This window comes from Corynebacterium afermentans subsp. lipophilum, assembly GCF_030408375.1.
GTDB lineage: Bacteria > Actinomycetota > Actinomycetes > Mycobacteriales > Mycobacteriaceae > Corynebacterium > Corynebacterium lipophilum.
Window position 1 is genome coordinate 2095580 of record NZ_CP046530.1, and the last position, 23442, is coordinate 2119021.

At 65.0% G+C, this 23442-nt stretch carries 20 protein-coding genes, 1 tRNA gene and 1 riboswitch; of the genes, 11 read left to right on the forward strand and 10 right to left on the reverse strand.

The annotated features are described in order from the left end of the window. Nucleotides 1–19 precede the first annotated feature (19 nt). Entirely contained in the window at nt 20–1261 is a 1242-nt protein-coding gene (locus CAFEL_RS10010) for a pyridoxal phosphate-dependent aminotransferase (RefSeq protein WP_194560593.1), read from the forward strand. Here the strand turns inward: CAFEL_RS10010 and CAFEL_RS10015 are convergent. The 3 genes from CAFEL_RS10015 to CAFEL_RS10025 form a co-directional block, all read right to left on the reverse strand. Beyond that, nucleotides 1258–2796 carry an ABC-F family ATP-binding cassette domain-containing protein gene (locus CAFEL_RS10015; RefSeq protein WP_194560592.1) on the reverse strand — a complete coding sequence of 513 codons (1539 nt, stop codon included), beginning with the start codon at nt 2794–2796 and terminating at the stop codon, nt 1258–1260. The genes CAFEL_RS10010 and CAFEL_RS10015 overlap by 4 nt on opposite strands. Before the next feature lie 331 nt (nt 2797–3127). Continuing rightward, nucleotides 3128–4678 (reverse strand): FMN-binding glutamate synthase family protein, encoded by a 1551-nt coding sequence (locus CAFEL_RS10020; protein WP_194560591.1) that lies wholly within the window; start codon nt 4676–4678, stop codon nt 3128–3130. Nucleotides 4679–4794: 116 nt separating this feature from the next. Continuing rightward, the gene (locus CAFEL_RS10025) at nt 4795–6123 is read right to left on the reverse strand and encodes a UDP-glucose dehydrogenase family protein (RefSeq protein ID WP_228496442.1); all 1329 of its coding nucleotides are present in this window, start codon (nt 6121–6123) and stop codon (nt 4795–4797) included. A gap of 190 nt (nt 6124–6313) precedes the next feature. Here CAFEL_RS10025 and CAFEL_RS10030 point away from each other — a divergent pair, with 190 nt between their 5' ends. Next, nucleotides 6314–7525, forward strand: coding sequence for a Fic family protein (locus tag CAFEL_RS10030; protein ID WP_194560590.1), 1212 nt, complete (start codon nt 6314–6316; stop codon nt 7523–7525). A gap of 38 nt (nt 7526–7563) precedes the next feature. Here the strand turns inward: CAFEL_RS10030 and dcd are convergent, their stop codons facing one another. Next, complete coding sequence (gene dcd / locus CAFEL_RS10035; RefSeq protein ID WP_194560589.1) at nt 7564–8127, reverse strand: dCTP deaminase; 564 nt, start codon at nt 8125–8127, stop codon at nt 7564–7566. 61 nt (nt 8128–8188) lie between these two features. Here dcd and CAFEL_RS10040 point away from each other — a divergent pair. Then, nucleotides 8189–8259 (forward strand) — tRNA-Gly (locus CAFEL_RS10040). A 63-nt stretch (nt 8260–8322) separates the two neighbouring features. Here CAFEL_RS10040 and CAFEL_RS10045 read toward each other — a convergent pair. Together CAFEL_RS10045 and CAFEL_RS10050 are read right to left on the reverse strand one after the other, a co-directional pair. After that, a complete protein-coding gene (locus CAFEL_RS10045) occupies nt 8323–8628 on the reverse strand; it encodes a hypothetical protein (RefSeq protein WP_194560588.1) in 306 nt (101 codons plus the stop codon). Continuing rightward, nucleotides 8613–9188, reverse strand: a complete 576-nt coding sequence (locus tag CAFEL_RS10050) for a hypothetical protein (protein WP_194560587.1) — start codon at nt 9186–9188, stop codon at nt 8613–8615. The genes CAFEL_RS10045 and CAFEL_RS10050 overlap by 16 nt, the downstream gene beginning before the upstream one ends. A 16-nt stretch (nt 9189–9204) precedes the next feature. Beyond that, a riboswitch (SAM riboswitch) is annotated at nt 9205–9341 on the reverse strand. 78 nt (nt 9342–9419) lie between these two features. On the opposite strand from CAFEL_RS10050, the gene CAFEL_RS10055 reads away from it, so the two are divergent. Continuing rightward, nucleotides 9420–10241: a serine aminopeptidase domain-containing protein gene (locus CAFEL_RS10055; protein ID WP_228496441.1), complete on the forward strand. Its 822-nt coding sequence runs from the start codon at nt 9420–9422 to the stop codon at nt 10239–10241. Nucleotides 10242–10390: 149 nt separating this feature from the next. Next, the gene (locus CAFEL_RS10060) at nt 10391–11914 is read left to right on the forward strand and encodes an HNH endonuclease signature motif containing protein (RefSeq protein ID WP_228496440.1); all 1524 of its coding nucleotides are present in this window, start codon (nt 10391–10393) and stop codon (nt 11912–11914) included. A gap of 45 nt (nt 11915–11959) precedes the next feature. Here the strand turns inward: CAFEL_RS10060 and CAFEL_RS10065 are convergent, their stop codons facing one another. Then, the gene (locus CAFEL_RS10065) at nt 11960–13615 is read right to left on the reverse strand and encodes a VanW family protein (protein WP_228496463.1); all 1656 of its coding nucleotides are present in this window, start codon (nt 13613–13615) and stop codon (nt 11960–11962) included. Between the two features lie 127 nt (nt 13616–13742). Continuing rightward, on the reverse strand, nt 13743–14951 hold the full coding sequence (locus CAFEL_RS10070) for a glycoside hydrolase family 3 N-terminal domain-containing protein (protein ID WP_228496439.1): 1209 nt from the start codon (nt 14949–14951) through the stop codon (nt 13743–13745). A gap of 79 nt (nt 14952–15030) precedes the next feature. On the opposite strand from CAFEL_RS10070, the gene CAFEL_RS10075 reads away from it, so the two are divergent. Further along, complete coding sequence (locus CAFEL_RS10075; protein WP_035000326.1) at nt 15031–15240, forward strand: DUF2613 domain-containing protein; 210 nt, start codon at nt 15031–15033, stop codon at nt 15238–15240. Nucleotides 15241–15255: 15 nt separating this feature from the next. Further along, nucleotides 15256–18153, forward strand: coding sequence for an alpha-(1->3)-arabinofuranosyltransferase domain-containing protein (locus tag CAFEL_RS10080; protein WP_194560763.1), 2898 nt, complete (start codon nt 15256–15258; stop codon nt 18151–18153). Here the strand turns inward: CAFEL_RS10080 and CAFEL_RS10085 are convergent. Further along, entirely contained in the window at nt 18060–19112 is a 1053-nt protein-coding gene (locus CAFEL_RS10085; protein ID WP_290172038.1) for an acyltransferase family protein, read from the reverse strand. The two genes, CAFEL_RS10080 and CAFEL_RS10085, sit on opposite strands and share 94 nt — an antisense overlap. A 37-nt stretch (nt 19113–19149) precedes the next feature. Here CAFEL_RS10085 and CAFEL_RS10090 point away from each other — a divergent pair, with 37 nt between their 5' ends. The 4 genes from CAFEL_RS10090 (at nt 19150) to CAFEL_RS10105 (ending at nt 22403) form a co-directional block, all read left to right on the forward strand. Continuing rightward, complete coding sequence (locus CAFEL_RS10090) at nt 19150–19803, forward strand: porin PorA family protein (protein ID WP_194560586.1); 654 nt, start codon at nt 19150–19152, stop codon at nt 19801–19803. After that, complete coding sequence (locus CAFEL_RS10095; protein ID WP_194560585.1) at nt 19787–21211, forward strand: MmpA family trehalose lipid delivery protein; 1425 nt, start codon at nt 19787–19789, stop codon at nt 21209–21211. The genes CAFEL_RS10090 and CAFEL_RS10095 overlap by 17 nt, the downstream gene beginning before the upstream one ends. A 161-nt stretch (nt 21212–21372) precedes the next feature. After that, entirely contained in the window at nt 21373–21609 is a 237-nt protein-coding gene (locus CAFEL_RS10100; protein ID WP_194560584.1) for a three-helix bundle dimerization domain-containing protein, read from the forward strand. A 341-nt stretch (nt 21610–21950) separates the two neighbouring features. After that, nucleotides 21951–22403, forward strand: coding sequence for a DIP1984 family protein (locus tag CAFEL_RS10105; RefSeq protein ID WP_194560583.1), 453 nt, complete (start codon nt 21951–21953; stop codon nt 22401–22403). On the opposite strand, the gene CAFEL_RS10110 is transcribed toward CAFEL_RS10105, so the two are convergent. Then, nucleotides 22378–23442 (reverse strand): glycosyltransferase family 4 protein, encoded by a 1065-nt coding sequence (locus tag CAFEL_RS10110; RefSeq protein ID WP_194560582.1) that lies wholly within the window; start codon nt 23440–23442, stop codon nt 22378–22380. The two genes, CAFEL_RS10105 and CAFEL_RS10110, sit on opposite strands and share 26 nt — an antisense overlap.

Consider the following 23442-nt stretch of genomic DNA (forward strand, 5'->3'; position numbering starts at 1 on the left):
AGGCCTACAGTGGAGTGGCATGAGTGAGCCACTGCAAAAGCACCGTCATTTCGACCAAGCGGACAAGCTGAAGAACGTCTTTTACGACATCCGCGGGCCGGTGACCGCCACCGCGGAGAAGATGGAGCGCGACGGCCACACCATCCTGAAACTCAACACCGGCAACCCCGCGGTTTTCGGTTTCGAGGCGCCGGACGTGATCATGCGCGACATGATTGCCAACCTGCCCACCTCCCAGGGCTACACCACCTCCAAGGGCATCACCTCCGCCCGCCGCGCGGTGGTCACGCGCTACGAGATGATCGACGGCTTCCCACCCTTCGACATCGACGACGTCTACCTGGGCAACGGCGTGTCCGAGCTGATCAGCATGACCACCCAGGCGCTGCTCAACGACGGCGACGAAATCCTGATCCCCGCCCCCGACTACCCGCTGTGGACCGCCGCGTCCACGCTCGCCGGCGGCAAAGTCGTGCACTACATGTGCGACGAAGAGGACGATTGGAACCCCTCGCTCGAGGACATCCGGGAGAAAGTCACCGACCGCACCAAAGCCATCGTGGTGATCAACCCCAACAACCCAACCGGCGCCGTGTACTCGCGCGAGGTGCTCGAAGGCATCGCCGACATCGCGCGCGAACACGAGCTCATGGTGCTTTCCGACGAGATCTACGATCGCGTGCTTTACGACGGAGCTTCGCACATCTCCATGGCAGAAATCGCGCCGGATCTTGTGTGCATCACCTTCAACGGCCTGTCCAAGGCGTACCGGGTGTGCGGCTACCGCGCCGGCTGGATGGTTATCACGGGCCCGAAGCGCCGCGCCAAGGGCTTCATCGAGGGCCTGAATCTGCTGTCGGGCACGCGCCTGTGCGCAAACGTACCCGGCCAGCACGCCATCCAGGTGGCTCTGGGTGGCCGGCAGTCCATCTACGAGCTCACCGCTGAGGGCGGGCGCCTGCACAAGCAGCGCGACGTCGCAGTGCGGAAGCTCCGCGAGATCCCCGGTGTGTCCGTGGTGGAACCGAAGGGTGCGCTGTACTGCTTCCCCAAGATCGACGCGGAGATGTACAACATCCACGACGACGAAAGGTTCATGCTGGACCTGCTCAAATCCGAAAAGATCCTCATGGTCCAAGGCACCGGCTTCAACTACCCCACCCCGGACCACTTCCGCGTGGTCACGCTGCCGTGGGCGTCGCAGTTGGAAAACGCCATCGAGCGCCTGGGCAACTTCCTGGTGGACTACCACCAGCACTAGGGCGCTGCCGCCCCTCGCAGGATTTCGACCGGGATTTCGCGGGTGAGTCCCACTCGCCCGCAAAAGTTCTCGTCGTGGCTGACCAGAATGATGGCACCTTCGTAAGCCTCCAAGGTTGAAACGAGCCAATCCACTGTCGCAATGTCGATGTTGTTAGTGGGTTCGTCGAGAAGTAGCAGCCTCGGTGCAGGCTTGGAAAGCAAGATGCGGGCGAGCTCAACTCGAAATTTCTCTCCACCCGACAACTCGTTTACCCGCGCGTGCACCGTATCGTTTTGGAACAGCAGCTGTGCAAGCCGGTCACGAATGTACTGCGGACCTACCTCAGGGTTCGCCTCCGTTACCAATTCCAGAACTGTCTTCTCTGGGGGAAATGTCAGTCGTTGACGTAGGTAGCCAGCTCCTTCGATGACGTAGCCTGCCTCATGTCTGGCGATAGAATTGAGCAAGGTGGTCTTGCCACTGCCGTTCGGCCCCGTAACTCGCACCCGCTCTGGCCCGACCATTGCGAGGCCGGGAATGTCCAAGACGCGCGTGCTGTTTGCGAGCTCGGTTCCAGGTAAATCGATAAAAACGCCCCGGTCGTCCCGAACCTTTTCCTTTGCTTGGTTGTATGCGGCCCATGCGCTATCGACGGCATCTGTGTGAGCTGATCCCCTCCGTGCGGCAGTCTTTTCGGATCTGTCTTTATCCAAGCCCATCGCCATGCCGGGCTTGCGTTTTGAGGCAGCAAACTTCCTGCCACGACGCGCATCGCGGTCAATACGAGTTTGCATTGCCTCGCGTTCCCTCAATTGCTTGCGATGATTCGATTTCGTGTCCCGAACCTCACGCATCGCTGCTTCCTGTTCCCGCGCCAGCGCTTCTAGGTAAGCGGAGAAATTGCCGGGAAACACTCGCAGTTTTCCGTTGCGCAGCTCCGCGATTTCAGTCGCAGACTCCAGTAGATCTCGGTCGTGGCTGACAACGAGTGATGGAACCGGGGTCGAGGCGAGGAGCTCAATCAGCTGAGCTTTCGCATCGCCGTCGAGATTGTTAGTGGGCTCATCCAGAACAATAAAATCTGGGTTACCCTGCAGAATGGCGGCAATGGCGACTCGGACAGTTTCACCACCGGAGAGAGTTTCCATGGTTCTGCTCAAGTCCAAGTCGAGACCATGGGCGGACAATGCGGCAGTGACATCAGCGGCCGCATCCCAACGGTCGCCGATTATTTCGTACAATTTCGGATCAAAATCCCCTGCTTCTACTGCCTCAATAGCCTTCAGGATTTCAGAAGCCCCGAAAACATCGGCCACAGTTGCATCTGATTTCAATGCCAGATCTTGTGGGAGATACCCAATATTCGCAGGGGATTCAACCGAACCTCTAGTCGGTTCAAGTTCACCAAGAATGATCTTGATCAGCGATGTTTTTCCGGATCCATTATCACCGATCAGACAAGTAAGACCACTTGAAAATACGGCACTAATTCCCGTAAAACAGCTCGCACCGTTCGGCCATTCGAGAGAAACGTTGTTCAGTGAAATAGGCATGCTCATTCGACTTTCTTGTTCGTGTTACGCAGAAACACGAAACGTGAGCACGGCCTACTCCTTTCCTCGGCAACATGATTCCCTTTGAAAGTACGGTGGCCCCAGCGTAACTGTCAAGAAAATCAAATAAGCCGTTGACCGGCGCCATCGTCTAGCAACCACTCGTCCACTGCTAGACGATCACTGTTCGGCGTCAGCGTTTCCCCAGGTGATGTTGACCCTAATTGCCAATAAAAGACGGATCGTCTAGCAGATTTGCCCGCCTGCTAGACGATCCACGGTTGTCCTCGGAAAAGCGTGCGTGCCACCAGGGAAGCAGCACCGCGTAGCGTTAAGCCACCGGGCGGAAAGTGTCCGGGGAGGCGGCCTTCCAGTCGGGGGCCCAGATCGAAGGGGCGTCTTCAAGCAGTTGCCCCGGGCGCAGCCACTCGTAGATCGAGGCGTAGGAGCGCGACTCGGTCGGCGAGACGCTGCGGCGCAGCATGTGCGGGGTGAGCTCGGACGGGTCGGAGACACCCATGGACGCCATGAGGCGCACGGCGGTGTTGACGGTGGTCTTCTGGAAGTTGTAGACCGCCTTGGATTTGTCCTCCACCACAACTGCGCGGTTGCGGCGCGGGTCCTGGGTGGCCACGCCAGAGGGGCACTCGCCGGTGTGGCAGCGCTGAGCCTGGATGCAGCCGGTGGCCATCATCATGGCGCGGGCGGAGTTGGTGTAGTCCGCGCCCTGGATCATGCGCATGACGATGTCGGAGCCGCCCGCGACTTTGCCGGAGGCGCCGATCTTGATCTGGTCGCGGAGCCCGGTGCCCACGAGCGCGTTGTGCATCAGCATCAGGCCGTGGGTCAGCGGCATGCCCATGTGGTCCTCGAAGTCGATGGGCGCGGCGCCGGTGCCGCCTTCGGAGCCGTCCACCACGATGAAGTCGGGCGCGGTGCCGACAGCGCGGATAGCTTTGCAAATGGCGAGCACTTCCCGGCGGCTGCTGACACACATCTTGAACCCCGCCGGCTTGCCGCCGGACAGCTCGCGCATCTCGGCAATGAACTCGATGAGCTCGACTGGGGTGCTGAACACGCGGTGCGCGGCCGGGCTAATGCAGTCCACGCCCATGGGCACGCCACGGATCTCGGAGACTTCCTTGGTGATCTTGTCCGCCGGCAGCACGCCGCCGATGCCGGGCTTGGCACCCTGGCTGAGCTTCAGCTCCACCATCTTGACCTGGTCGTCCTGGGCCTTGTCGCGGAACTTGGCTGGGTCGAAGTCGCCGTCCTCGGTGCGGGCGCCGAAGTAGCCGGTACCCATTTGCCAGACCAGGTCGCCGCCGTTTTCCTGGTGGTACGGGGAGATGCCGCCCTCGCCGGTGTTGTGCGCGAACCCGCCCATGGCCGCACCCTTATTCAGAGAGCGCACGGCGTTCTTGGACAGCGAGCCGAAACTCATCGAGGACACGTTCAGCATGGAGATTGAGTACGGCTTGGTGCAGTCCTTGCCGCCCACGAGCGCACGGGGCGGCTCGGCAGGCTCCTCCACCGGGGCGATGGAGTGCACGAGGTGCTCGTGGTTGGAGTCGTAGACGTCCTGGACGGTGCCGAACGACGTCTCACTCTGCTTACCCTTCGCGCGCTCGTAGATGGCGTTGCGCTGGTCGCGGTTGAAGGGACGGCCGTCCCAATCGCGTTCGATGAAGTACTGGCGCAGCTCCGGACCGATGTCCGTGAGCAGGTAGCGCATGTGCCCCAGCACGGGGTAGTTTCGCAGAACCGGGTATTTGGTCTGCGTGAGGTCGTGAATGGCGACACCACCCAGCGCCGCTGCTGCTGCGCCAAGGGCGCCCTTGGCGAATGTTCCTCGCTTCTCCTTCGACATGCGCACCATCATGCCTTATGAGTGTCCACATACTAAGACGGACGCGCGCTAGCGAGCTTCGCGTCCGTCTTCGCAGTTCACGGGGCTATGGCTTTGCGACGACCTCCCCGTAACGGGTGGTGGAGCACCTAGAGGCTTCGCCCCAGTGCGCGCATTTGCCAGCCCGCCTGCTGCCACTGCTGGGCGTCGAGGACGTTTCGTCCGTCGATAAGCAATTGCTTGTCGACGAGCTCCGCCGCCCACTGCGGATCCATCTCCTTGAACTCTTGCCATTCGGTGGCGAGGATGACCAGCTCCGCGCCGCGCAGGGCGTCTTCGAGGCTGACGGCGTAGTCGAGGGTGGGGAACACCTTGCGGGCGTTGTCCATGCCCTGCGGGTCGTAGACGCGCACGCTTGCTCCGGCGAGCGAGAGCTGGCCGGCCACGGCGAGCGCGGGCGAGTCGCGCACGTCGTCCGAGTTCGGCTTGAACGCGGCACCGAGCACGGTGATGTTGCGGCCGATAACGCTGCCGAGCTCCTCGCGCGCCAGGTCGATCACGCGCTGGCGGCGACGCATGTTGATCGCGTCCACCTCGCGGAGGAAGGTCAGCGCCTGGTCGGCTCCGACCTCGCCGGCGCGCGCCATGAACGCGCGGATGTCCTTGGGCAGGCACCCGCCGCCGAAGCCCAGGCCGGCGCCGAGGAACTTGCGGCCGATGCGGTCGTCGTAGCCGATGGCGTCCGCAAGCTGGGTCACGTCCGCGCCGACGTTCTCACACACCTCACTTACGGCGTTGATAAACGAGATCTTCGTGGCCAAAAAGGCGTTGGCGGAGACTTTCACCAGCTCCGCGGTCTGCAAATCCGTCACGATGAACGGGGTGTCGTTTTCCAGCGGGGTGGCGTAGATCTCGCGGGCGATCTCCTCCGCGCGGGAGTTCTCGGCGCGGTGGCCTAGCACGATCCGGTCCGGCTCGATGGTGTCTTTGACCGCGTAGCCTTCGCGGAGGAACTCCGGGTTCCACGCGATCTCGACGCTGGCTTTGTTGCCGTGCTCGGCGGCGAGTGTGTCGGCGCGCTCCTGCAGGGCGGCGGCAGTGCCGACCGGGACGGTGGACTTACCCAGGATCAGGTGCTCGCCTTCGAGCTGGGGCACCAGATCGTCGATGACGGCTTCGACGTAGCGGGTGTCCGCCGCGTAGGAGCCGCGCTGCTGCGGGGTGCCCACACCGATGAAGTGCACGTTCGCGAACGCGGCGGCCTCGGCGTAGCTCGTCGTAAAGCCAAGTCGGCCTGCTTCGATGTTGCGCTCGAGCACCTCGGGCAAGCCCGGCTCGTAGAACGGCACCTTGGAGTTCTTCAGCGCCTCGATCTTGGTTTCGTCAACGTCTACCCCCAGCACCTCGTGGCCGAGTTCAGCCATGCACGCAGCGTGCGTCGCCCCGAGGTAACCAGTGCCAATCACAGTCATCCGCATAACAGGCCATTATGCCGTGGACCGGCGGGCTCGGCAGGGTGAGCAATGTGTGCATATTTGTAGCAGCGGAAATTCATATGCTCCTCGCGGGCTCTATTTTTCAAAATCGTATTTTTTGCAAAATAGATAGATGGAGATTTCGCTAAAATTCCAGAATTGAAGATTCTGACCCGTAAAGGACGCTCTGGAAATGGACAACTACAAAAACCTGAAGACAGTGTTTCACAAATCCCCAGACGGCCAACGGGCTGCAGAGGCGGAGTACATCTCCCGATTTTCATCCCCAGCTGCGCTTCATTGGGACTTCACAGTAGGCAAACATCAACTTTTCGCGGTACTAACTGCAGAGATTCAGTCGCTTTTGGAGCAGGTCTGGAGGACGGACCTCCGAATTTCCCACAAGTGGTCCACGCTCCCAGGCGTAGCAGGTAGCCACTACCTGACTGGCCTGCTCATTGAGGAAATCAAAGCGACCAATCAGATTGAGGGCGTGCATTCGACCCGTCAAGAAATTGCGGAAGCTCTAACCCGCCCCTCAACCGGACCGCATAAGCGTTTTCGCGAAATGGTTGCCTTCTACGAGTCGCTGCTTAACCCTAATGATCGACCAGAGTTCCCGCGGACTCCCGCATCCCTCCGCGCTGAATACGACAAGTTACTTGCGAAAGAAATCGATGAAGCGGATCGTCCCGACGGGCAATTGTTCCGAGCAGGAACAGTAGAGATTCACGATGGCATGAAGGGAGTTCACAAAGCTCCCCTCGGCGAAGACAACATTGAAGAGCGCATGCGGACGTTCCTAGACACCCAACAAGATGAAACCCATGTCCTTATCAACGCGCTCGTCGGCCACTTCATGTTTGAGTACACTCACCCGTTTTACGACGGTAACGGCCGTATGGGACGCTTTCTTCTCGCATTCAAGGCCCTCGAGGTCCTTTCTCCACCGACCTCGATGTCCCTCTCTCACCAGTTCTCGCTCCAGAGGAAGAAGTACTACGCGGCTTTCGTAGAGACGGAAAACGCGATGAACTACGGGGAGGGAACTTTCTTCCTCAAAGCCATTCTCGAGATGCTGATCGATGCTCAGAATGACTTGGAGACATCACTGGATCAAAAGCATTCCCAGTTACATAGTTTGCAGGAGGTTTTATCCTCGGTAAATCGAGACGAATACGAACGCGACTTACTTTTCTTAGCCGCGCAGGCATTTCTTTTTAGTCCGGATCTCCCCTTCCCCCTCAAAGAAGCAGTTTCAGCAATGGGGCGCTCTTGGAACACCGTCCGCCCCGCAGCAGAACGCCTGGAGGCGGAGGGCCTAATCCAATCCGCATCCAAGCGTCCGCTCACGCTCGAACTCACTTCTCAGGGCCGTGAATACTTGCGTTTGTCAGAGTACTGAGCGGGGCGGGCCTTTGGCTCGTCGATAAGCAAAAGCCCCTACCGGAAGTTCAGGTACGCCTTCGATGGGGTGGGGCCGCGCTGGCCCTGGTATTTCGAGCCGAGCTTGCCGGAGCCGTACGGGGTGTCCGCGGGCGAGGTCATGTTGAACAGCGCGAGCTGGCCGACCTTCATGCCCGGCCATAGGACGATGGGCAGGTTGGCCACGTTGGACAGTTCCAAGGTGATGTGGCCGGAAAAACCTGGGTCGATGAAGCCTGCGGTGGAGTGCGTGAGCAGACCCAGGCGCCCCAGGGAGGACTTACCCTCGAGACGGCCCGCCAGGTCCGCGGGCAGCGTGAAGCACTCGAGGGTGGAGGCGAGCACGAACTCGCCGGGGTGCAAGACAAACGCGTCGCCGTCCGGCACCTCAACGAGCGTGGTCAGATCCGGCATCTCCTGCTTCGGGTCGATGTGCGTGTACTTCGAGTTGTTGAAAACGCGGAAGAACTTGTCAATGCGCACATCGATCGAACTCGGCTGAATAAGCTCGGCGTCGAATGGGTCGATACCGAGGTGGCCGGAGTCAATGGCATCGCGGATGTCGTGATCTGAAAGCAACACGAATCAGAGTGTACTTCCCTGTTTTGGGCCACGATTCCGTGGTGCTAAAGTTGTCAGAGCTGCCGGCGTAGTTTAGTGGTAGAACATCAGCTTCCCAAGCTGAGAGTGCGAGTTCGATTCTCGTCGCCGGCTCTCTTTTCTTCTCAGGGGGCGTGCCCGCGGGCCTATAAGAAGTAGCGGATTTTCCACGGCACCTCAGGGCCGTACACCTTCAACTTCACACTCGTCCGCGTCCACGTAGCGCCGCGCCACCCACACCGGCGGGGTGGGAAGCAGGTCGCCTGAGCAGTTTCGAAACACGTTGCGCCCCGGCGAATACTCGAAGATGAAGCCCACGCGGCGGATGCACTGCAGCGCCTCCTTCGAATTCGGGAACCGAAACGCGAGCAAGAGCTGCCCCACGTTCACGGTGAAGTAGCGCCCGTTTTGGAAATTGCGGGTAGCGACGAGGAAAGCGTTGGGGTCCGGGAGGTCGTCGAAAAGCATTATGCGTGGCTGCACGGTCCGATCGGCTTCGAGGACACCACGCTCACCGGGTAGCCGTGGCCGTTAAACTCGCCGCGCAACACGGGCCACTCGCGGTTGTAGTCAACCGCGTTGGCCAAACGCTCGGGGTTGTGGTGGTAACAGGTGTACACGCCGTCTTCGACGGAAAAGATCAGCTTGTTGCCGTCGTGTTCGATGATGGTGATGGGCAGCCAATCCTCCTTGGGGCCGTTGGCGGCGCGCAACACCGGGATCCAGTGCCCTTTGTGACCGTCGGCCACCAGATCGCACTGGTCGTGTCCGCACGGGATGCGCTCAGCGGGTTCCGGCAGCGGGACTACGGTGCCGTTTTGGTCGCGGATTGCACCTTCGATGGCGGAGTACTCGAACTTTGGACCGGTGCGGCCGACAAAGTCGAACGCCTCCATGGCCGACGGGAATTCCGCGGTGACGGTCTCATCGGTGCCGTCGAGGGTGAAGGTGACGGTGGTGATGTTGACGCTGCCCAGGGTTGCGGGGACCCAGTCGTTGGCGAAGATGGACGGGGTGGACATTTCTGGCATGTCGGAAGACATGGTTGATCTCCTTTGAGAATCGCACTTCCGGCGCGGCGGTTGCGCGTGCCGGCGGATCTTCTCCCGGGGGCACCGTGCGCGATATGCGCGGTTGCCAGCCGACGAGCCGGGAGGCTTTGCCCCGTTGCGGCGGGGCCGTCGGACTTCGTGATCCGCTCAGAACAATAACAGACCGCTTGGTCTACTGCAAGTGGGGGCCGGAGGACGTCGATAAGCAATATGCTCAGAAGAATGAAACTGAGCAGCGCGATGATGACACTGGCGGCCGGGTACGGGGCGGTGCGCGGGCTGCAAAACCGGCCGGCGATGCCGTTCAACGACCGGAATTTTCAGCCCGAGCACCCCACGCCGGTGATATACATACACGGTATTAACTCCCGCACCGCGGCGTTTGAGATGAACGCACATAGGCTGCGCGAGCAGGGGTTTTGGGTGTGGGGGTACGACTACGGCGACATGATTGCGCCGGGGTTCTTCGGCACCGGCGACCTCAACTCCATCGTCGGCGACGTGGAGGAACACGTGGACCGCGTACTGCGGAAAACCGGCGCGGAGCAGGTGGATATTGTGGCGCACTCGCAAGGCGCGCTGATGACCAAGCTGTTCATCTCGCGCGGGGGCGCGGCGAAAGTGCGGCGCGTGGTGGCGATGGGCGGCAACTTCCACGGCACCGACTTCCGCGGGCTAGCCGGACGGATGGGCGAGATCGCCTCGAAGCACCCGCACCTCACCGCACTGCTCGCCCCGGGGGCGGCGCAGCAGCTCGCAGGTTCTGCCTGGTTGCGCGAGTTCGCGAGCGGCCCGGACACCGTGCCGGGAATCGTGTACACCTCCATTTACTCGCCGGCGGACACCGTGGTCACGCCGGCGTCCGCGTCGATGCTTCAGGCCGCGCCGGGGGCGGACGTGGCAAACATCGACTCCGGGCAGTGGTACGACGGCTACGCGCCCTACCACGCGCTCATGCCGCGCGATCCGCTCTACGCGGAGCTCACCGCTTGGGGGCTGCTGCGCGACGTGGGCGACCATGTGCCGCCCGCAAGTTTCGACTGAGTATGACGCTTATCGACGGGCTAAAGTTGCTGGCCATATGGGGTTATTCGAACGTGTGTTCGTGTTTTGTGTGGTCGTGTCGGAGGCGTGTCGTAGCGTGTGCATTGTCCATTCGTTGACGGTGCGACTCTGAAGGGAGGGATCCGGCCATGACCACGGTGATTGACCACCACGTGGACCAGCTCGTCGATAGCCTGAAGGCGCTCGAGGCGCTGCTGATGCAGCCCGAATCCCTCCACCTACTGTCCACACACCAGGCGATGGAGCGGCTGCACGCGGCGCTGCCGCTCCTGTCCAACGCGAACATCGCGTTTGCGCACCTCTGCGAGCGAGATGGGGCGGGCAAGCTAGTCGGCGCGAACCACCCTGTGGAGTATTTGACCAAACAGCTCGGGCTCCCCCGAGCCGACGCCTTTAGCCTGCTCAACCAGGCGAAGACGATGTTCGGCGAGGTAGAGGTGCCAACGCCGCCCTCGGATCCGCTCATGGACGAAGAAGAACGCAAGAAACAGGCCGAGGAAGAGGAGCGCCGCAAGGAAGAGGCGCGCAAGGCCAAAGAGCGCGCCCGGAAGGCGGCCGCGAAGGCCAACGCGGAGAAGAAGCGCATCATCGAACGGGCGCTGATGCAGCTCAACGAGCACTCGGACCCGGGCCGCGACGAAATCTTCGCGCAGGCGCTCGAGGCCGCGGAAACGATGTCCGCGGAGGAGCTGCGGAAGTACGTGAACAAACTGGTCAAGCGCGCCAACCGCAAGGGCCGGGACTACGAAGGCAAGAAGGACCCGCTCGCTGCGTTTAAAAAGCGCACCATGACCTTCAGCGAGGAGGACTCCGACGGCGGTTCCTGGGGGCAGATCTACTTCGACAAAGCCAGCCGCGCCGCGTTCGAGGCCGCGCTGGCCGCAGGCGAGTCACCCGGGGCGAACCTGCCTCCCGGTGCCGAGGACAAGCGCACCCGCGGGCAACGGCGGTTCGACCAACTCATGGACATCGTTGGCAACCACGCGAACTCATCGGCTGTGGCGCGCAAGGGCATCGGCACCGTGGTGATGACACTGACACTAGAGGACCTCATGGGCGCGGACGCCTACACCGAGTTCGCCACCAACACCTCCGTGTCCTTGACCGCTCTGGACATGGTCCGGCTCGGGCTGGCGGGCGACTCGTTTGCCCTCCAACTGGACTCCTGCACCGGGGTGCCACTGTCCCTCGGGCGGGCGCGGTTGGCCAGCGTGGAGCAGAAACTGGTGCTGTTGGCCATGCAGCAGGTGTGCGCCTGGACCGGATGCACCAAGCCGGGCGTGGAACTGGAAGCCCACCACATCCAGTCGTACCTGCACGGTGGGCTCACGGACCTGGAAAACCTTGTCCTCCTGTGCCGCGAGCACCACATGTGCAACAACGACAACAGGGACGGCGCCGGCGGCAAGGGATATTTCGACAAAGACCCCTCCACCTGGGACATCACCCACCACCCCGCCGACGGTGGGCCACCGACACCAACCACCACGCACCAGTACCAACAATCGCCTGGCCAGAGGACTATTCGGCGGGTGCGGAAGAAATACCCCGCGTTCGACGACCCGCCGAACCAGACCACCACCGATCCTCCGTTATTTGATCTCGGCGATGGGTCCAGGGCCGGCCCAGACCGGGGCGGAAACTCAGCCTGAAGTTAGACGCGCGGCGTGGAGTGCCGCGCGGGGTACCTCAGCGTGCTAACCGCAGCGCACGATCGGCTGCGGGTCGTACACCGTGGTCTGGGTCTCCCGGCTGAGCTCATTTCCGGCAAGATCGGAAATGATGCGGGTGTCGGACGTAGTGAACCCCGGCGCGCCCGATGACGGCACACAGCTCGAGCCGGAAACGTTCACCGGCTGCGGCTGCGTCTGCGCCCACCGGCCACCGTTGACAGACTCGACGGTCACGGTCTTGACACCCATCAGGCTCACCGTGACTTCCCCGCCACCGACATCGGTGGCGATGCGCACCGGGTACGGACTGTCGTTGCGGAACTGCAGGTCGATCGCGCCCTCGTACACGGTTGCCTCGCGGCCCGCCGGGTAACGGGAGATGTAGTAAGAGTGCGGCATGTGCGCCACATCCGTCATGCCGGCGAAGTAGGAGGCGTTATACAAGGTGGTGGCGAACTGGGAGATGCCCCCGCCGACCGCGGTATCCGCGCGCCCGTTGAGGATGATGCCGGACTCCACATACCCCTGCGCGGGACCGCGCGGGCCGGTGTAGCCGTTCAAGGAGAACGTCTCGCCCGGGTTCACAATCGCGCCGTTGACGGTCTGTGCCACCAGCGCAATGTTGGTGCCGGACGCGCCCGAGTAGCCACTGGTGGTGAACGAGCCGACCACGTCGTTGAAGGTCGCGTTTTGCGCCTGCTCGGTGGTGAACTGCGCGGGCACGTCCTTGTACACCGCGTCCCACGTGCGGGGCTCGCCGCCGGTCAGCCGCTTTTCAAATCCGGCGAGGGTGGCGTCCCAGTCCACCACGGATCCGTCCACGGACGGCTCGACGCCGCCGCCGGCCAGCACGCGGGCATTTTTGCTTTCCACCTCGGTCTCCGCGAGCTGGTCGCCCAAGATGGTGCGCGCGGCATCGAGGTTCACCTCAGGTGTGATGCGGCCTTCCACCACGGGGAACTGCACGATCTCCCCGATGCGGTCCTGCGGCACCGCGGCGGCGACGCCGTCCTTGCCGGTGACGGTGATCGGGCCGTCCAGGGCGGCGCGCACGGGGCCGCCGAGCGCAGCCTTCATGGCATCGTCGTTGACCGCGGGCTGCGTCTGCGACGGCTCCAGTTCGACACCGTCTGGGTTGAGCCAGCCGGTGGTGACCTCGTCGCGCAGCGCGGCGCGGTCCACGTCCTGGCCCAGCTTCGGGTCGGTCGTTTCGGCCTTGCCTCCCTGCACACGGATGGTGCCGTCGATGGGGTCCACGTGCAGCTCCTCGGTCATGCGGTCGAGCTGGCCGCCCAGTGCTTTGTCGTCGACGGTCGGCACGACATCCACTTCGCGGGTGGTGAACAACCCGCGGAGGCGCTCGACGGGGTTAGCGGTCTCGATGCCGGCGGCGTCCACCGTGGCGTCGAAGTCGATGCCCAGGCCCGACTTCGCAGGGATAAACTCGGTGGCCTTCTCCCCCGCCTTCACGGGCACGGCGTTGTCGGCGACACCGCCAAGTTCTGCTTGGAGCTTCTCGCGCGCCTCATCCGGCGCCATCGCACCGATGTCAACGCCGCCGACCTGGGTGCCGCGGGGGACGTTGCCCCGGTGGGTGGCCAGGTCCGCCAGATAGATCGCGAGCGCCACGGCGAGGATGCCCAAAAGCACACCTAGCGTTATTTTCGTGCCGCGTCCCATCACGCCCGGCCCACCCTTGGCGGTGCCGGCGCGGCCCTTCCTGTGCGAGGTTGCCTTCACCGTAGTCACGCGCCCCACAATAATGCAGATCTTTGATCCCTCATAGCCGCGGGAGCGCGAGAAACGCTTAGAAACCCACGTCGATGAGCTGCTGCTGCACCCTGGTCGCGGCCTCGTCCACGCGGGCCTCAGGGATGTAGCCCTCGTGGACGCACCACACGATGTGGTCGATAATGCCCGGCAGGTCCGCGCCCGAGGACCACAGCGCCTGGTCCGCCCCGGAACCGATCGCCCTGGCCACAGCGTCGCGGGTGGGGGCATAGTCCAGGATGCCGCGCATGCCTGATAAGTCGTCGGTGACTACAACTCCCTCGAAGGGCACGCCGCCGGGATAGTCGCCGGTGCGCAGCAGCCGGTAGGTGTCCGGGTTCATGGAGCTGGGCACGCCGTCCGGGCCAAGTGCGGGGACGATCATGTGCCCCATCATCACGCTGGCGCGCGGGAACTGTTTCAGCAGCGGGCCGTAGGGGCGCAGGTCCAGCTCGCGCATCTGGTCCAGCGGCGGGGTGACAGCCAGGTGGTGGTGCGTGTCCCCGGAGGCGCGCCCGTGGCCGGGGAAGTGTTTGAACGTCGGGGTGACCCCGGCGTCGATAAGCCCCTGCGAGAATAGCCCTGCCACGCGCACGACTTCGTCGGGGTTGCCGTGGAAAGAGCGGTCGCCCACGATGTCCAGGCCGTTAAGGTCCAAGTCCAGCAGCGGCGCGTAGTCCACGTTGATGCCGTGGGCCCGCAAGGAGCGGCCGATGTCGTAGCCGGTGCCGCGAATCACCTCGGGTGGCTGCCCGGCGAGCGCGCGCGGCGGCATGAACTCGCCGAGTACGTGGGTGTGGCGCTGCACGCGGCCGCCTTCGAAGTCGATGGCCACGCTAAACGGCCGGTGGTACTGAGCGCGCAGCGCGTTGATGTCGCGGCCCACCTCGGTCAGCAGTGCCGGGTCCGCCCAGCTGGGGATAATCAGACCGCCGACGCCCTGGTCCAGCGCGAACCGAGCCTGGTCGTAGTTGGCCACGCCGACCACCATGAGCGAGGCGACCTTTTGCCGCAGGTCGTCCGGCACGCGCTGCTGCGCCGGCGACAAGGGAGCGGGCGCGGCCGGGGGCGCGGAAGGCGGCGCCACCTCGGGGGCTTCTTGCTTCTCGACGTCCTCACGGTCCGCCCCCGCAGTCTCCAGGGCAACCTCAGCAGCGTTTTCCTCTGGTTGGTCGGCGCATCCGGCGAACGCGAACGTCGACAGGAGCGCAAGTGCGAGCATCGCCGCACCTGTCCGAGCCCGCATGCGCCTGTCCCCTTGTCAGCTGTTTCAACCCTGTTTCAAACCACAGCCACTGTACCCGCTGCTGGTAGGCTTCTCCGACATGTCCCATCGAGTATTTGCCCTGCCGGCGTCGCTTGCCCGGCGCGCCACCGCGCCCGTGTTGGCCAGCACGGTCGTCGGCGTCGTACTCGGTGTTGTGGGGGTGCTCGGCATCGCGTCCGTATCCGGCCAGTCCACGGTGCCGCAGGGCACGGCGGTGCCGGCGGATGAGGCGGTGCTGGGCGGGCCGGAGTACGGCTCGAGGAAGTAGGCGCTCGTGCGGGGGATGCGCGCGCACCTCGCGGGCTGGCTGGTCCTGCTCGTTGTTGTGCTTGCACAGCCGCCGGGGCAGGTCGCGGCGGACACCAAGTTCGACCTGGTTGCCGCCCCCGGGCGGTTTCTGCGTCGTGCGACCCATGCGTACACGGACGAGTTTCCGCTCGGCCAGGTGCAAAACCAGGCATACGGGTATTTGTTCCCGCAAGGGCCGTTCTACCTGGCGGGGGACCTGCTGCAGGTGCCGGATTGGCTGATCCAGCGCGCGTGGTGGTGGCTGTTGCTGTGCCTGGCGTACTCGGGCGCGCTGACGCTGGCGCGGCGCGTAGGCATCCATGGAACGTTCCCGCAGGTCCTCGCGGCGGGGCTCTATGTGCTAAGCCCGCGCATCCTGACCACGCTCACCGCGATCTCCTCGGAGGCGTGGCCGGTGGCGCTGGTGCCGTGGACGCTGATCCCGCTGACGCGGCGTACCCCGCGGGTGGCGCCGGCGGTGGTGGCGGTGGCGTGCATGGGCGCGGTCAACGCTACCGCCACTATCGCCGCGTGCGTGCCGGCGTTCGTGCTGCTCATAGCCCGGCGCTCCTATGCGGCGGCGGGCAAGTTCGCGCTCGGCGCAGCGGCGGTGTCGGCGTGGTGGATTGGGCCACTGCTGGTGCTGGGGCGATACTCCCCGCCGTTTACGGACTTCATCGAATCCGCCCGCGTGACTACCGCGTGGCTCAACCCAGTGGAGATTCTGCGTGGCACCACCAGCTGGACCCCGTTCGTAGACACGGAACGCGCCGCCGGCCACCTGCTGGTGGCGGAGCCGACATTTGTCATCGCCACCTGTCTCGTCGCCGCCGCCGGGCTGGCGGGCCTGGCGCGCCGGGACATGCCGTGGCGCGGGCCGTTGCTCGCGGTGTTCGCGGTGGGCTTCTGGGTGCTCGGTTCCGCGCACATGAGCACTTCGCTTTACGACGGTGCTCTCGCTCCGTTCCGCAACCTGCATAAATTCGACCCTCTGGTTCACCTGCCGCTCGCGCTCGGTGCCGGGCATGCGGCCGCGAAGGTGAACCGCCCCAAGGCCGTCGGCATCACACTGGCCGCCGTCGTGGCGGTGGCGCCGGCGTGGTCGCTGCGCCTGCTTCCGGAGGGCACCTGGACCGAGGTCTCCCAGGACTGGGTTGCCGCGGGCCAGTGGCTGGACGAGCACGCCGCCGGCACCCGCACGCTTGTGGTCCCTCCGGCGTCGTTCGCGCGGCAGAGCTGGGGGTGGACGCGCGACGAGCCGATCCAGGCACTGACCCAGGCGAAGTTCGCATTCCGGGACGCGGTGCCGCTGGTGGACCCGGAGGCGATTCGGGGGTTGGAGGGGCAGGCGGAGCTCGTCGATAAGCAAGCGTTGCGGTCCATCGGCGTGGGTGCGGTGGTAGTGCGCCGGGACCTTGAGCGCCAACCGCCGACGCCGAGCCTGGGCGAGCCGGACGCGAGCTTCGGCGAGGTGGACATTTTCCTGTTGGATCCGCACGCGGACGTGATGGAGACGACCCGCGAGCCGGTCGCGGTGGACGGCGGCGGCGAGGTGCTGCCGCTTCTGTGGCGCGAGCTCGGCTACTTCCCGGCACGCCTGAACAGCGGAGATGCCGATGTGGTCACCGACACCCCAGCGGTTGCGGTGCGCAACTACGGCACCATCGACGGCCAGTCCGGCCACCTCACCGCCGAGTGGGAGGACGCCACGGTGCGCAACCGAGTGAAGGACTACCCGTCTGCGGGCACGCGCACCGCGGTGACAATGGACGGCTACGCCCGCGCATCTTCGTCGGCCGCCGACGCCGGCGCGTTCGGCGGCCCTGACGCGTCGAAGTCGTTGACCTCCGCCTTCGATGGTTTGAGTGAAACAGCCTGGTGGCCTGCGCCCGGCGACCGCGATGCCTGGATCGAATTCCAATCGCAGCAGGACCACGTCACCATCACTTCCACCGCAGACACGACGGTGCAGCTGTGCGACGGGAACAGTCATTGCCGCAGCGTCACCTTGGTCAAGGACCAGCCGCGCAGACTCACCCGCGGCGACGCCACAATCCTGCAGCTGACGGAGCCGGTGGGCATCCGCGAGCTCGACGTGGGAGTCACGCGCATCGTCGAGGTGGAGGGCACCGCGGACCGCTACTTCTTCCAGCGCCACTTCCCCGCGCACACCGTGATCCAGCGTCGCTTCACCACCGCCGAAGACGCCACGTGGCAGCTCAGCACCCCCGCCACCATCGACGGCGAGCGCCGCGTGGGCAGCGTGTTCTTAAAGGCCGGAACCCACGATCTGTTCACGCGCGCGGACACGGTCATGCTCTCCCGCGCGCCCCTGCCGGACCGCGCCGGCGACAGGTTGATCCTGACCACCCGCGCGTTCAACGACGGGCTTCGCGCCACCCTCGGCGGCACCGAGTTAGAGCCGGTGCGTATCGACGCCGGCGCCCAAGCCTTCCGCGTCCCCCCGGAGGCCAACGGCGAGTTTCGGATGCGCTTCGCCGGGGACAACGCCTACCGCTACTCGCTGATCTTCGGCGGAGCGTTCAGCCTGCTCGTGCTGGCGCTGTGTTTGTGGGTGCCGTGGCGGCGCGAAGACGACGCCCCGTACATGCCGAAGCCCAACGGGAACTGGGCGCCAACCGTCGCTGTGATCGCCTCGTTCCCGTTCCAGGGCCTGGCGGCGGTGGTGCTCGCGTGGGTGGTGCGCCGCTTCACCGTGTTACCGATGCACCGCGTCGCGGCCGCCGCCATGGCCCTCTGCGGGCTCGTGCTGGCGCGCGCGGCGTGGCCGGCGGCGAACTACGCCGGCTCCTCGGCCTTCTTGGTCGTGGCAGGCCTGTTCGCCGTGGCCTGCCTGACCAGCCGCGCGCCCGGCACCTCCACCAGCTCGTAGGAGATGTACGCCACCGCAGTACTCGCCAGCACGGTGGCCACGTAGACAAGCACAAAGTGCCCCGAGAACATCGGCACCCCCAGCACGGGGAAGACGAAGTACAGCACTGCCATGTGCCACAGGAACACCGAGTAGGACCAGTGGCCCAGGGTGCGCATCACCTCCGACGACAGCACTGTGCCGCGCTCACGTTGCCCCAGCGCGAACGGCGCAACGACCAGCACCGCGAACAACGCGCCGAGCAGCACGCGCACGTTGAACTCGGCCGGCGAAGGGTGTTCCAGCCCCCGCGGGCCCACCACCCCGCCGACCCACGCCACCGGCAGCGCCAGCGCCGCAACCGGCCAGCGCGGGCCGCCGTATCGGACGCGAGCGCGCTCCAACTCCGCCAGCACGAGTCCCACCGCGAACCAGGGGGCGTACGACGGCGGCCAGATCTGCATGTTCACCACCGCCGGGTCCGCGATACCCGCCACCGCCCACGGCCACGCCAGCCCCAGCACCACCGACCCCGCCAGCGCCACGCGGCGGCCTCGCGGCCCGAGGCGTAGGTACAACGGCAGCACCAGGTAGAAGGCGGCTTCGACGCAGAGCGACCACATCTGCGTGAGCCCGTCGATAAGCGAATGCGGCACGTAAATCTGCGCAAGCAGCACATTCGCTGCGACCTGGCCCCACGTCACCCCCGCGAGCGGCGGCAGCACGAGCAGCACCACAACCACGCAAACGAGGTACGCGGGCACGAGGCGTGCGATGCGGCGCGAATAGTACCCCTCCCGCCGTCCGCCGCGCGCCAGCAAAAACGCCGAGAGCGCGAAGAAGACAGCCACGAAGTAGTCGAAGCGCTCCAGCACCGCGGAGCCGGTGGCGGTCTGGAACGCGACGTGCGTGGCCACGATGCCGTAGGCGGCCACGGCGCGCAGCCCGTCGAGCTCGGGCAAAATGGCGGGTCTGTTCACGATGGCGCAAGTCTAGCCACCCGGTAGGGTGACACGGGTGAACCTGCGACGCCGACTTGCCGCCTGCCTAGGCATCATTGTCGTGTGCGCCGCGTTAAACCTCGTCTCCCCCATCGTGATTGCGCAGCAGCGCACACTTGATCCGGGCGAGTACACCATGCTTTTCGACGGCACTTCGCCCCGCACCCGCACCGTAGCCCTGTCTAAAGCCCCGAAGAAGCTGAACGCGGTGGTGACCGTGGACGGTGAAGAGGTGGACGCGTTTCCCATCGACCCGTCCACCGCCTTCCCCGCGAAGGGGCGCGCCGGGCTGGGGCCGCTGCTGCCCTACCGCCCGGAGCGGCGCACGTACCCGCTGTTCGATTCCACGTCCGGGGAGGATGTCGGGATGGACTACTTGGGCCCCGGGTCGGTGCAGGGGTTGGACACGTACAAGTACTCGGCCACGCTTTCGGACGGGTGCGTGCGCACCGTTGATGCGGAGCGGCGCACCGGCCGCATCCTCGAGGAGGTGTGGGACTGCGGGGAAGACCAGTGGACGCTTGCCGATGAGACCAAAGCTGCGCAGGTTTCGGCGGCGGGGCGCGACGTGGCGTGGCTGCGCGGGCTGCAGGTGATGTCGGTGCTCACACGGGTCATCGCCGCCGCGGCGTTTGTGGTGGGCCTGGTGCTGTATGCGCGCCGCCGTTAACCACTTCTGGGCGCCGGTGTACGGTGCTCTGCTGGTGGTGGCGCTGACCTGGCCGTTTTTGGTGCCCGGCGGGGCGTTCGCGCTGCGCGACATGATGGTGTTCGACTCCATGGCGCTCACCCGGGCATCGCTGGGCTGGGGAGATTTGGCCGCGCGCAATGTGCCCCAGGACGCGCTTTTGGGGATCCTGCCGTGGCCGGTGGTGTTTCTGCGGGTGTTCATGGTGGCGGCCGCGGGGTGCGCCGCGTGGGCCGGGTACCGGTTCGGCCGCACCCCGCTCGGGCGGGCGGCGGCGATGACGGTGGCGGTGTGGAACCCGTTCGTGGTGGAGCGGCTGCTGCAGGGGCAGTGGTCGCTGGCCGCGGCGGCATGGCTGTTGCCGCTGGTGGCGTTGGGCCTGGTGCCGGCGTCCGGCCTGGCGCACTGGTTGGCGTCGCTGACCCCCACGGGCGCCCTGGCCGCGGCGTGTTTTGCCCGCGGGTGGCGCGGGGTGGCGGTCAGCGTGTGCACCTGCCTGCCGTGGGTGGTGGCTGGCGTGTTCGGCTCCGCGGACGGCACGTCCTCGGCTACGTCCGCCGGGGCGTTCACGCCTCGCGCCGAGGCCTATGCGGGCACTCTCGGCTCCCTGCTGGGCCTCGGCGGGATCTGGAACGGCCAGGCGGTGCCGGCTTCGCGCGAAGCGGGCTTCGCGCTGTTCGGCGTGGCGCTGTTTGCCCTACTTGCGTTGTCGTGGCGGGCGGTGCCCCGCCGCTTCGTGCTGCTGGCGGCGCTGGGGTTCGCGGTGGCGCTTGCGTCCTGGGCGGGGCTGACCACGCCGCTTGTCCAGCATTTCCCGGGTGGCGGGTTGCTCCGCGACGGCCAGAAGTGGCTCATCCTCGCCATCCCCGCCTTCGTCGCTGCCGCTGGTGCGCTCGAGCCTCGGCGCGCACTCGCTGCCGCCGCGTTCGCCCTGCTGCAGGTCCCGGACGCGCCTCTTGCTCTCGCCGCGCTCACCCCCACCACCGTCGAGGTCCCCGCCGTCGACCACCACGGCCGCGACGTCTTCTTCGAATCGCGCCCAGCGCTTTTGCTTCTCGACGGCCACCCAGTCGTCGACCCCGCCCCCAAGGCGATGAACGTTGTCGAATCCGGGGCGCTGACAGTCGACGGGGTGGCGGTGGACCCGCCGTCACTGCGCTGGTCGGCGGCGCAGGCGGCCCTCGACGACCACGACCGCCTGCGCGAGCTGGGCATCGGCGTGGTGGTGCGCGCCGACGGTTCCGTAACCGAGACGGGCGCACCTGCGCGCCCGCTGCCGCCTGCGGGTGTGGCGTTGTTTGCCCTGTGGTGCATGGTGCCCTTGCTGCAGTGTGTCAAGGATCACACGTACAACGACCGGCGCCCCTACCTGCGCGTTTCAGGAATTTAGTTGGCTTTTATCAATTAATGCGTACTTCCAATCATTGACGCCCTTGCACTGTTCGCCTCGCATCTCCTAAAGTGAACGCAAAGTTAACAACAGGTTACGTACAGTCGTAACCCTGAGCCTAGAGAAGGAGCAGATACCGCTTCTGCAAGGAGGAACACACCATGGCTAACAAAATTGACTTCAGCATCATCCGCGAGCGTGCTCTGCGCAACATCCGCGAAGACCTGCTCGTAGAGTTCGCCGGCCAGTTCGACGCGCTCGAGATCAACGACGCATTCGATGCTGTCCTGCGCACCCACCGCAACTCCGCTGTGATCGAGGACTTCATCCCCGTCCTCGTCGAGGCCGAGATGCGCGACCGTCTCCGCGACGGCGAGCTGTTCCCCTCCGCGGCATAACACCGCATAACGCTCCACACGCCCAGCCCCTTCCCAGCGGCTGGGCGTTTTGCTATCTTCAAACGACACTGTCGGTAGCGGCATGCTCGCCGGCATCCAGCGAACGTCAACCCCACGTGCCCGGGGCAAAGGGCACATCATGGCGCCTTGTGGCCGTATCAGGGCTGAAGCGGTTCGATTCCGCTCACACGCACAACGCATGCGGCCTGCACGACGCACACGGGCACGACCCCCACCACAGGGTTGCACCGAGCACCATTTACTACCGCGACGTTGGGGGTGCCGCGGGCGCAGCCGTGAGGGTTGGGAACGGGGACAGCAACGTACAAGGAGGCACACGCATGCTGCTCGCAGAGGCATTGGCGCGCCGCGCCGAGGCGCAGGACCGCCTGAACAAGCTGCAGGACCGCCTGGTCAGGGGCGCGATGATTCAGGAGGGCGACACGCCCATCGAGGATCCGGCTGCCATGCTCGAAGAGGCCGCCGGCCTACTCCAGGAGATTGAGACGCTGGTGCGCCGCATCAACCACACCAACGCCCAGACCGCCTTCGAGGGCGCCACGCTCACCGACGCCATCGCGCGACGCGACGCGCTGCTGCGCTCCCGCCGCCTCTACGCCGCCATCGCCGACGCAGGCACCATGACAGGCTCGCGCTATTCCCGCTCAGAGGTACGCTTTGTCCCCGCAGTGGACGTGAAAGCCCTGCGCGAGATGGCCGACAGTGCCGCGAAGGCGTACCGCGAGCTGGACACGAAGATCCAGCAGCTCAACTGGACAACACAGCTGCAATAATCCGCTCGAACTTCCGCCCGGTCTCCGCCCAGGAGAACCGCGCCGCCCACGCCCGCGCCGCAGGAGCCATTGCTTCTCGACGCCCCAAGGTCTCCCCCACAACCTCCCCAAACTCCTCACCAGGCTGCACCAGCCTGCCGGTCTCTCGGTCGCGGATAGAGTCCGCCACCCCGCCCGCGGACGCGTAGGCCACGGTGGGCACCCCGTGCTGCGCAGCCTCGATCACCGCAATCCCCCAGCCTTCTTTGCGCGAGGGCAAAAGGTGCAGCTCAGCCCGCTCCAGCAGGGCATGCTTGTACGGCTCGGAGACGTGCCCGTGGAAGACCACCTTCTCGCCGTACGGGGCGGCGTACTCGCGCAACTGGTCCTCCCACCAGCCGGAACCGACCACGTCCAGCACAGCGCCTTCCATCCCCGCCACCGCGTCGATCGCCTCCTCGATGCGCTTGTGCGGCACCAGGCGGGAGAGGGTGACCAGGTGCAACCTTTGGTCGTCGTAAAGCACAGGCGTGTGCGCCGGAACCGGGTCGACACCGTTTTCCACGATCTCAATGTCGCTCTCGTGCACCCCGAGCGCCACCAGGTCACGCTTCGAGGCTTGCGACACCGTCACGTACTGCGCGCCCCGGTACACCCTCGGCGCCACCCGCGACTCCAAAAACCACCCCAGGCGGCGGATCAGCGGGCCCGCCACCGGCCACTGCTCCTTGTGGCAGTGGTGCGTCAGCAGCACCACGGGTTTGCGCGTGAACAGCCGCGCGAAAAACGGGATACCGTTTTGTGTGTCCACCACCACGTCCGGACGGTTGCGCCAAATGGATAGCGGCGCCGCAAGGTACACGCCGAACTTTCCCCCGGCGCGCTCGTAGCGCACCCCGTTCCTGCGAGAGCGTCTCGGCGCGTCCGTATGCTTCGCCGTCCGGTAGACCACCTCGTGGCCCTGCGCCGCCAAGTACTCCCCGACGCGTTCAAGGTAGCGCTCGGAACCTCCCCCTTGTGGGTGGGTGGAGTCGCGCCAACACAGCAGCAAAACCTTCAC